Genomic DNA, 9,477 nt, shown 5'->3' on the forward strand with positions numbered 1-9,477 from the left:
GGTATGGCCGAAAACAGGGCATCCGCCCGCACAGAGGGCGTCCCCTGCTGGGTGGACGCCCAGCTGCCCGACGTCGAGGCGGGCAAGCGCTTCTACGGTGAGCTCTTCGGGTGGACCTTCCAGGAGAAGGAGGGCCTGACGCAGGCCCTGTGCGACGGCGAGCCCGTCGCCTCCCTGGCCCACAAGGCCGACGGCCGGATGCCCACCGTGTGGACGGTGTACTTCGCCAGCCCGTACGTCCACGCTCTCGTCGCCCGGATCCACGCGGCCGGCGGACAGGTGATCACCGCGCCGGTTCCCGTGGGCGAACTGGGGACGACGGCACTGGCCGCCGACCCCGAGGGGGCCGTGTTCGGCCTCTGGCAGGCCGGTACGCACGCCGGTTTCGGCCGCCGTCACGAGCCCGGGACCTTCGCCTGGGCCGAGCTGTACGCCCGGGACACGGCCGTCGCCAACACCTTCTACGGCAACCTCTTCCACGAGGCGCTCTTCGGTCCGGACGCGGCCCCCGACTTCGGCCGGGCGGACGTCTCGGAGGTGTTCCCCGCCGAGATGCCGCCGCATTTCCTGGTCCATTTCGCCGTCGAGGACATGACGGAGGCGCTCGGGACGGTGAACCGGATCGGCGGCCGGGTCCAGGTGCCGCCCTTCGACACTTCGTACGGGAATGTGGCGGTCGTCACGGACAATCAGGGAGCGTCGTTCGCACTCCTCCGAAAATGAGCGGCCAGCGGCTGTCATGAACCGCCAGGAACGGGCGTGAGCCGTCGCGGGAGCGGTCGCGTGAAGAGGTTTTGCGACTGTTTGGGTGGAGACATCCCGTTTCGGACGCGAGTTCGCAACCTGTGCCCCGGCCAGGAAGAATCGGGGTGCGTGCCGCCAAGGCGGTGGCGGTGGTGAGACGCTGCACGGGGTCGCGTACATATGTAGGTGACGCGGCTCGTACGGGGAGGTGGCAGGCAAGTGGTGGATCAGCTGACGCAGCACGATCCGCGGCGGATCGGGCCGTTCGAGGTGCTGGGACGGCTGGGTGCCGGCGGCATGGGGCTGGTCTATCTCGCGCGCTCGGCCTCCGGCCGGCGGGTGGCGATCAAGACGGTCCGGACGGAACTCGCCGAGGACCAGCTGTTCCGGGTCCGCTTCACCCGTGAGGTGGAGGCGGCGCGGGCCGTCTCCGGCTTCTACACGGCCGCCGTCGTCGACGCCGATCCGCGTGCCGCCGTGCCGTGGCTGGCCACCGCGTACGTGCCCGCGCCCTCCCTCGAAGAGATAGTGAACGAGTGCGGGCCGATGCCGGCCCAGGCGGTGCGCTGGTTCGCGGCGGGGGTCGCGGAGGCGCTGCAGTCCATCCACGGCGCCGGGCTCGTCCACCGCGACCTGAAGCCGTCGAACGTGCTGGTGGTCGAGGACGGCCCCCGGGTCATCGACTTCGGTATCGCGTCCGGCGTCTCGAACACCCGTTTGACGATGACGAACGTCGCCGTCGGTACGCCCGCCTACATGTCCCCCGAGCAGGCGAAGGACTCGCGGAGCGTGACCGGCGCCAGCGACGTGTTCTCGCTCGGCTCGATGCTGGTCTTCGCGGCCACCGGCCACGCCCCCTTCCACGGCGCGAACCCGGTCGAGACCGTCTTCATGCTGCTGCGCGAGGGCCCGGACCTCGAAGGGCTGCCGGACGAACTCCGCCCCCTCATCGAGTCCTGTATGCAGATGGAGGCGACCAGCCGCCCCAACCCCGCCGACCTCCAGGCGCAGCTGGCCCCCCACCTCTTCGGCTCCGGCTCCGACGACAGCGGTACGGCCTCCGCGTGGCTGCCCGAACGGGCGACGGCCCTCATCGAGCAGCGCCGGGGAGGCCGCCCGGCGGCGAAGCCGCAGTCCTCCGGTGGCCGCAGCGGCGGCAGGCTGGCGATCCCGCCGCCCCCCTCGCACGATCCGGCGCCCGGCTTCGGACGCGGCCCGGGACCCGGTCTCGTACCCGGCCCGATGCCGTCCGCCCTGCCCACCGGAGCGCCCGACACCGGTCCCGTACGGCTGGCCGGCGCGCCCGTGCCCATCGGCCCCGGCCCGCGCGTCGTCGACGCCCGCGCCGCCGCCGTCCAGGCACCCCCGCCGGAGTCCGGCCTCGTCGCCTCCTGGTCGCGCCCCCGCCCCGGCGTCAACGGCGCCGACCCCAACCCCGTCCCGGTCGCGCCGCAGCTGCCCCCGGAGTCGCCCGCGGGCTGGCGCCCCTGGCGTTTCCGTATGTCGAACGACGTCTGGGGCACCCCGGCCGTCGCCGGTGACCTGGTCTACGTCACCTCCTTCGAGGTGCACGCCCTGGACGTGATGACCGGCCGCCGCCGCTTCAAGACGCGGGACGTCGCCTGGTCGATGGCGGTCGCGGACGGCCGTATCCACGCCTCCGACGGACCGACCCTGTTCGCGCTCGACGCCCGCGAGGGCATGGACCTGTGGCGCCTGTCCACCGACGCCTGGGTGTACTCCCTGAAGGCCGACCGGGGCACCGTCGTCACCGGCACGCGCGGTGGCGGCGTCCAGGGCTGGGACGCGGCGACCGGCCAGAAGCTCTGGGAGCACACCGGCGCCCAGACGGACTTCGAGTCCCCGGAGGCCGGCCCGCACGTCCACGAGGGCACGGTCTTCGTCTGGCAGGAGGGACGGCTGCGCGCCCTGGACGCCCGTACGGGTGACGAGCGCTGGTCCTACCCGATCGGCGACGCCGCCTCCTGCGGCGGAGTCCCGGTACGGCTGACCCCGGGCCCCGACGGCCAGGTGTACGTCTCCGCGGGCACCCGGGTCCTGGCGATCGACGTCGCCGCAGGCCACGTCCGCTGGCACTTCGAGGCCCCTGCGGTGTTCCTCTCGCCGCCCACCTTCGCGCCCGGCCCGGCCGTCACGGGCGGCGGTGTCTACCTCGCCGACTACCTCGGCACGGTCTACGCCCTCGACGCGGCGGACGGCCGGGACCGGTGGCGGATCGCGACCGAGTCGCGCACGTCGATCGAACCCGTACTGGTGGCTGCCGGGCATGTGCACGTCGGCAGCGGCAAGGGCCTCTACACGCTCGACGCGGTCACCGGGACGCCCAAGTGGCGCTTCCAGGCGGGCGGCGACATCGTCGGCGCCCCGGCGGTGGCCGAGGGCCGCATCCACTTCGGCTCGACGGACCACCTCCTGTACACCCTGAAGGCCGACGACGGCCGCCTGAGATGGAAACTGGCGACCGGCGGCGAGATCACCGGTGCCCCTGTGGTCAAGGACGGCGTGGTGTACGCGTGCAGCAAGGACCGGTGCGTGTACGCGCTGGACGCGGAGAAGGGGACGGGGACGGCGCGGACCGGGTGAGCGGGGGCTGTCGGCGGGTTGCTTTGGCTGCGGGTCCGTGGGGGCTTGTCGCGCAGTTCCCCGTGCCCCTAAGGCGCGCCCCGTCGGGGCGGCGCCTCGGTTCCAGGGGGCTGAAACCGTCGTGAAACCGCGCTGAATGCGCCGGGCCGCAGTCTCTGCGGCATGACATCGACGACATCGCACTCACTCGCCATCGCGGCCAAGGGGCTGCGGAAGGCCTACGGGGACAAGACGGTCCTCGACGGCATCGACCTGGCGGTACCGGCCGGCACGGTCTTCTCGCTCCTGGGCCCGAACGGCGCCGGCAAGACCACCGCCGTCAAGATCCTCTCCACCCTCATCACCGCCGACGCAGGCGAACTGCACGTCGGCGGCCACGACCTGGCCACCGACCCGCACGCCGTGCGCGCCGCGATCGGCGTCACCGGGCAGTTCTCCGCCGTCGACGGACTGATCACCGGCGAGGAGAACATGCTCCTCATGGCGGACCTGCACCACCTGTCCCGTGCCGAGGGGCGTCGGGCGGCCGCCGAACTCCTTGAGCGCTTCGACCTCACCGAGGCCGCGAAGAAGCCCGCCTCCTCCTACTCCGGCGGCATGAAGCGCCGCCTCGACATCGCCATGACCCTGGTCGGCGACCCGCGGATCATCTTCCTCGACGAGCCGACCACCGGCCTCGACCCGCGCAGCCGGCACAACATGTGGGGCATCATCCGCGGGCTGGTCGCCGACGGGGTGACCGTCTTCCTCACCACCCAGTACCTGGAGGAGGCCGACGAACTCGCCGACCGTATCGCGGTGTTGAACGACGGCGGGATCGCCGCCGAGGGCACCGCCGACGAGTTGAAGCGGCTCGTCCCCGGCGGTCATGTCCGGCTCCGCTTCACCGACCCGGGCGCCTACCGGTCGGCCGCCGCCGCCCTGCGCGAAGTCACCCGGGACGACGAGGCGTTGGCGCTGCAGATCCCCAGCGACGGCAGTCAGCGCGAGCTGCGTTCCATCCTCGACTGGCTCGACTCGGCCGGCGTCGAGGCCGACGAACTGACCGTGCACACCCCCGACCTCGACGACGTGTTCTTCGCCCTGACCGGCGGAGCCAAGGTTCCCCACCAGACCAAGGAGACCCACCGATGAGCACTCTGCAGCTTCCCGCCCGCCCGTCCCGGTTCTCCCTCGCCGTCCGCGACTCCACCACGATGCTGCGCCGCAACCTGCTGCACGTACGGCGCTACCCGTCCATGACACTGAACCTGCTGCTCACGCCGATCATGCTGCTGCTGCTCTTCGTCTACATCTTCGGATCCGCGATGAGTGCGGGCATCGGTGACGGTGGCGGGGGCCGTTCCGCCTACATCGCCTACATCGTCCCGGGCCTGCTGGTGATGACCATCGGCAGCACCGTGATCGGGGCCGCAGTCGCTGTCTCCATGGACATGACCGAGGGTCTCATCGCCCGCTTCCGCACGATGGCGGTCTACCGCGGGTCCGTGCTCGTCGGGCACGTCCTCGGCAGTGTGCTGCAGGTGCTCGCCAGCCTGCTCCTCGTCGGTGTGGTCGCCGTGGCCATCGGCTTCCGGTCCACGGACGCCACGCCCCTTGAGTGGCTCGCGGCGATCGGACTCCTCGCGCTGTTCGCCCTGGCGCTCACCTGGATCGCGGTCGGGATGGGTATGGCCAGCCCGAACCCCGAGGCCGCCAGCAACATGGCGACGCCGCTGATCCTCCTCCCCCTCATCTCCAGCGCCTTCACCCCGGCCGAGACGATGCCGGGCTGGTTCCAGCCGATCGCCGAGTACCAGCCCTTCACCCCGGTCATCGAGACCCTGCGCGGACTCCTCCTCGGCACCGAGATCGGCAACAACGGCTGGATGGCGGTCGCCTGGTGCGTCGCCCTGACCCTGCTCGGCTACCGCTGGTCGATGACACAGTTCAACCGCGATCCGAAGTAGGCGCTGTAGTCGCCATGACGGCGCGGGCCGCCTCCCGCAACTCGTCCCGCCCCAGGGCGGCGTACTCCGACACCGCGTCGGAATACGCCGCCCCGGCGGCGTTCCCGGCCGCCGCGACCGCCTTCCTGGCGCGGTCCGACGACATCGTCGGCTGGTAGTCGCGCAGCACCCGCAGCCGTTCGGCCAGCGCGATCAGCCGTACGGCGGACACGTCGCCGGACGCTAGGCTCGCCATGCCGAGGGCGTGCAACACCGTCCCGATCAGGGGGAGTTCCATGGGCCGGGGCGGACCGGAGAGCAGGGTCCGCAGCCCCCGCCGCAGCCCCTCGACCAGTTCCACGACCAGTTCGAGGCGGTCGGCGTGGGCGTGCGCCGTCACCGCCGTCGACTGGATCTGCAGCGTCCACCGGTCGAGGAACGGATCGCCGTCGTACATCGCGCCGGCGCCGGCCACCCCCTCCACAGCGCCGCGCCACAGGCCGAGCCCGACCTCCGTCAGCCCACGGGCGAGAGCGAGTTCGGCACGTGCGCCGAGGTCGGAGTTCTCGGAGCCGTCCGGTTGCGGGGTGTTGAGGGCCTCCGCCTGCCGCAGCCAGTACTCGGCCTCGTCGGGGTCGCCGCGCTGCAGACAGGCGAGGGCGAGACCCCCTCGGACGCCGATGGAGTCGTGCTCGTCGCCGAGCCGCGGCAGTACCGCGAGCGCCGCCCTGAGATGCGTGTACGCGGCCTCGCCCCGCTCCGTCCGCAGGCACAGCTCGCTCAGCCTGGCATGGCCCAGGACCTGCAGGAACGGGTTGTCGACCGGCCCCAGTGCGGTGACGATCCGGTGGGCCGAGGCGAGCGCGCGGTCGATGTCGTGCTCGTACTCCCAGACATAGGTCGCGACGCACTCGGCGATACCGGCGAGCAACGGCTGCTCGCTGTCGCACAGCTCCCGCAGCACGTCGTAGTCGGGCGGCAGCATCTCGGGGATCGCCCTCAGCACCACCGCGATGGCCCGCGCCAGCGTGTCCGGCGGGGCCGGCGGCAGCCGCCGGAGGGTGACCAACTGGCGTACGGCGGCGGGCCCGTAGCCCATGAAGAGGCTCGCCGTGGACAACACCGCTGCGGCGCGGGCGACTTCGACGTATTCGGGCTCGGGATAGTAGTGCGACAGCGGCGGCCCGGTGTCCGCGGCGAGGGCGGCGAGGCGGAGGTAGCTGGAGCCGGTGGACCACAGGGCGGTGAGAACGGCGGTCAGGGCGGCGATGGTGGGGCCGTCCGTACGCGCCAGGGCGTGCCGCAGGGCCAGTACGAGGTTGTCCTGCTCGGCCCTGATGCGTTCCCCGGCGACCAACGGCTCCGGGCCGAAGTACCAGTCGTGGTAGGTCACCCCGAAGTCGCGCGCCCAGCACAGGAATCGGTCGACGGCCGCCTCTTCCTCGCCCGCCTCCGCCCGCCGGGCCGCGCTGAACTCCCGTACGGTCTCCAACATGTGGAACCGCACGCCGGTCGGGGTGTCGGCGACGGTGAGCAGCGACTGGTCGGCCAGCTGCTCCAGCAGGAACAACGCGTCCTCCCCGAGGACCTGTTCGGCCGTCTCGCCCGAGAAGCCGCCGGGGAACACGGACAGCAGGCGCAGCGCGGCCCTGGCCTCCTCGGCGAGGAGGTTCCAGCTCCAGTCCACGACGGCGTGCAGCGTGCGGTGGCGCTCCGGCACGTCCCGGGCCCCGCCGCGCAGCAGCGCGAACCGGTCGCCGAGGCGGCGGGCGATCTCCGGCACCGACAGCACCCGTACCCGGGCGGCAGCCAGTTCCACGGCGAGCGGCAGCCCGTCGAGGTGGCGGCACAGCCCGGCCACCGCGTCCGGCGGCAGCTCCACACCGGGTCGGGCGGCGCGGGCCCGCTGGGTGAACAGCTCGATGGAGGTGCCGAGTTCGAGCTCCGGCAGCGCGTACACGGCCTCCGACGTCAGGCCGAGAGGAGCCCGGCTGGTGGCGAGCACCCGCAGGTCCTTCGAGGCAGAGACCAGGGCCCGTACGAGGTCGGCGGTGCCCCGGACGACCTGCTCGCAGTTGTCCAGGACCAGCAGAGCGGGCCCGGTGCCGAGCACGCCGAGGATGCCGGTCACCGGGTCGTGGCTGCCCATGGGGCCGGGGCGTCCGTCGCCCGCGCCGAGCGCGGAGGCCACCTCCGTGGCCACATCCGCGTCGGCTGTGACACCGGCGAGCGGCACGAAGTACACCACGCGCTGTTCGGCCCGGCGGCTCACGGCGTGCGCGAGCCGGGTCTTGCCGAGACCACCGGGACCGGCGACGGTGACGGCACGGGAGGCCCTCAACAGCCGCTCGACCTCGGCGACATCATCATCGCGCCCGAGGAGCGGGTTCGGTTCGTGCGGCACCCCGTGCCGGACGGCGGGCGCCTCACCGGACAGCAACTCCTGCTGTACGGACTTGAGTTGGGCGCCCGGATCCGTGCCGAGCGTGTCGCGCAGCTCCCTCCGGTACGCCTCGTACCGGGTCAGCGCGGCGGACGGGCCGGCCGACGCGGCCTCGGCGCGCAGCAGTTCGGCGAGCACCTCCTCGTCGCGCGGATGCTCCGAGGCGGCCACCGCCAGTGGCCCGGCGGCCTCCGCGTGCCGCCCCAGCCGGGCGAGCGCGAGCGCCCGCGCACGGACGAGGGCGTCACGGACGGGGGCACGCTCGGCGCGCAACGCGGCCACGGGGTCCCCGGAGTCACCGTCCCGGTCGGCCGCAGTGCCCTCCCACAGTGCCAGCCCGGCCTCGGCGGCGGCCAGTGCCCCCGCGTGATCCCCGGCCCTGGACCGCTCGGCGCTCGCGGCGGCGTGCAGCAGCAGGGCGGAGCTGTCGACCTGGTCCTCGGTGAGGGCGAGCCGGTATCCGGTCGGCGTGCTCGCGAGGACATCGGCGTCCAGCTGCGCCCGCGCCCGGGACACCAGAACCTGCAGTGCCTTGCCCGGCCGCTCCGGCAACTCCTCCGGCCACAGCCCGGCGACCAGCCGCTCGGTGCTGCAGCCGGTACGCAGGTCGCCGGCGAGCAGTGCGAGCAGGGCGCGCAGCCGGGGCGCGGTGACCTCCTGGCCGCGATAGGCGACGCGGGGGAGGAGGGTCAGGTCGGTGGGCATGCGTGCAGGGTAACGAAGGGGTGGGTCACCTGAACTCCGGCCTCGGGACTGGTGAACTCGCGTATCCGACTGTCGCCAGTTGACTCACCGGGCTGCTGTCACCGACGTGAACGACGTGCCCATCGTGACGGCCTGGGTGGGCGCGTCGTCGGCGACGTGGGCCAGGGAGTCACGACCGGCAGGACGACTCCAGCCCTCCCGCCGGTTGCGATCCGTACTGTCTGCGGCCCGCCACGGCTGTCACCGGTCACCTGTCCCGCGGTGAGGCGAGGCCGAGGAACCACCAGCTTGACGATGACTGATGGCAAGGTCGACGACGGCGCCCGCCTGTCCGGCTCCATTCGGTTTATCCCGAAACAGGTTGACTCGCTCACTCAAGCTGGGATGTCAGCCCCAGCCTGTAACCTTGCGCGCCTCTGCCGGTCGATCGGTTCTCTCCGCGATGCAAGGAGCCCTCAAACGACTTGTGGCGGCACCAGGATGCCGCCACTCAGGATTGAAGAGCTTCCGTCCTCGTTTGTGTTCTCGCAGTTCAGAGTCCTTCTTTGGGGTCGGGATCATCCCCCTTGCCTCTGACAGCCCTACGATGCACCAATGAACACTGCAGGTCCCGCGGACGTACCGGCTCGCATGGGCCTTCAACTGACCCCGTTCCGGGGCCTGCGCTACGACCCCGACCGGGTCGGCAGCCTGGCCGCCGTGACCTCACCGCCGTACGACGTCATCGTGCGCCCCGACGGCCTGATACACCTCGAATCGGCCGACCCGCACAACATCGTCCGGCTGATCCTCCCCCAGGCGGCGACCCCGTCCATCCGCAACGAGCAGGCGGCGGACACCCTGGACGACTGGCTCGCCGAGGGCATCCTCACCACCGACCCCGAACCCGCCCTGTACGTCTACGAGCAGCGCGACACGACAGGCCACCTCCAACGCGGGGTCATCGGCGCCCTGCGCCTGTCGGAGCCGTCGGAGGGCGTCGTCCTGCCGCACGAGGACGTCATGCCGCACGTCGTGGCGGACCGCGCGGCCCTGATGCGCGCCACCACCGCG

General features: G+C 72.2%; 6 protein-coding genes. 5 read left to right on the forward strand and 1 reads right to left on the reverse strand.

All coding sequences use genetic code 11. The features are described from left to right. The first annotated feature begins 3 nt into the window (after positions 1-3). From kbpA to STRTUCAR8_RS10280, 4 genes are all read left to right on the forward strand, one after another. Positions 4-723 (forward strand): AfsK-binding protein KbpA, encoded by a 720-nt coding sequence (gene kbpA / locus STRTUCAR8_RS10265; protein ID WP_006375517.1) that lies wholly within the window; start codon positions 4-6, stop codon positions 721-723. A 240-nt stretch (positions 724-963) separates the two neighbouring features. Beyond that, positions 964-3,348: a protein serine/threonine kinase AfsK gene (afsK, locus tag STRTUCAR8_RS10270; protein WP_006375528.1), complete on the forward strand. Its 2,385-nt coding sequence runs from the start codon at positions 964-966 to the stop codon at positions 3,346-3,348. Positions 3,349-3,510: 162 nt separating this feature from the next. Continuing rightward, positions 3,511-4,482: an ATP-binding cassette domain-containing protein gene (locus tag STRTUCAR8_RS10275; RefSeq protein ID WP_006375527.1), complete on the forward strand. Its 972-nt coding sequence runs from the start codon at positions 3,511-3,513 to the stop codon at positions 4,480-4,482. Beyond that, positions 4,479-5,297, forward strand: coding sequence for an ABC transporter permease (locus tag STRTUCAR8_RS10280; protein WP_006375539.1), 819 nt, complete (start codon positions 4,479-4,481; stop codon positions 5,295-5,297). Before STRTUCAR8_RS10275 ends, STRTUCAR8_RS10280 begins: the two co-directional genes overlap by 4 nt. Here the strand turns inward: STRTUCAR8_RS10280 and STRTUCAR8_RS10285 are convergent. Beyond that, on the reverse strand, positions 5,278-8,424 hold the full coding sequence (locus STRTUCAR8_RS10285; protein WP_006375526.1) for an ATP-binding protein: 3,147 nt from the start codon (positions 8,422-8,424) through the stop codon (positions 5,278-5,280). The genes STRTUCAR8_RS10280 and STRTUCAR8_RS10285 overlap by 20 nt on opposite strands. A gap of 594 nt (positions 8,425-9,018) precedes the next feature. On the opposite strand from STRTUCAR8_RS10285, the gene STRTUCAR8_RS10290 reads away from it, so the two are divergent. Then, the coding region (locus tag STRTUCAR8_RS10290; protein ID WP_044471969.1) for a DUF1015 domain-containing protein at positions 9,019-9,477 on the forward strand (459 nt) is incomplete at its 3' end.

It is taken from the genome of Streptomyces turgidiscabies Car8 (genome assembly GCF_000331005.1).
GTDB lineage: Bacteria > Actinomycetota > Actinomycetes > Streptomycetales > Streptomycetaceae > Streptomyces > Streptomyces turgidiscabies.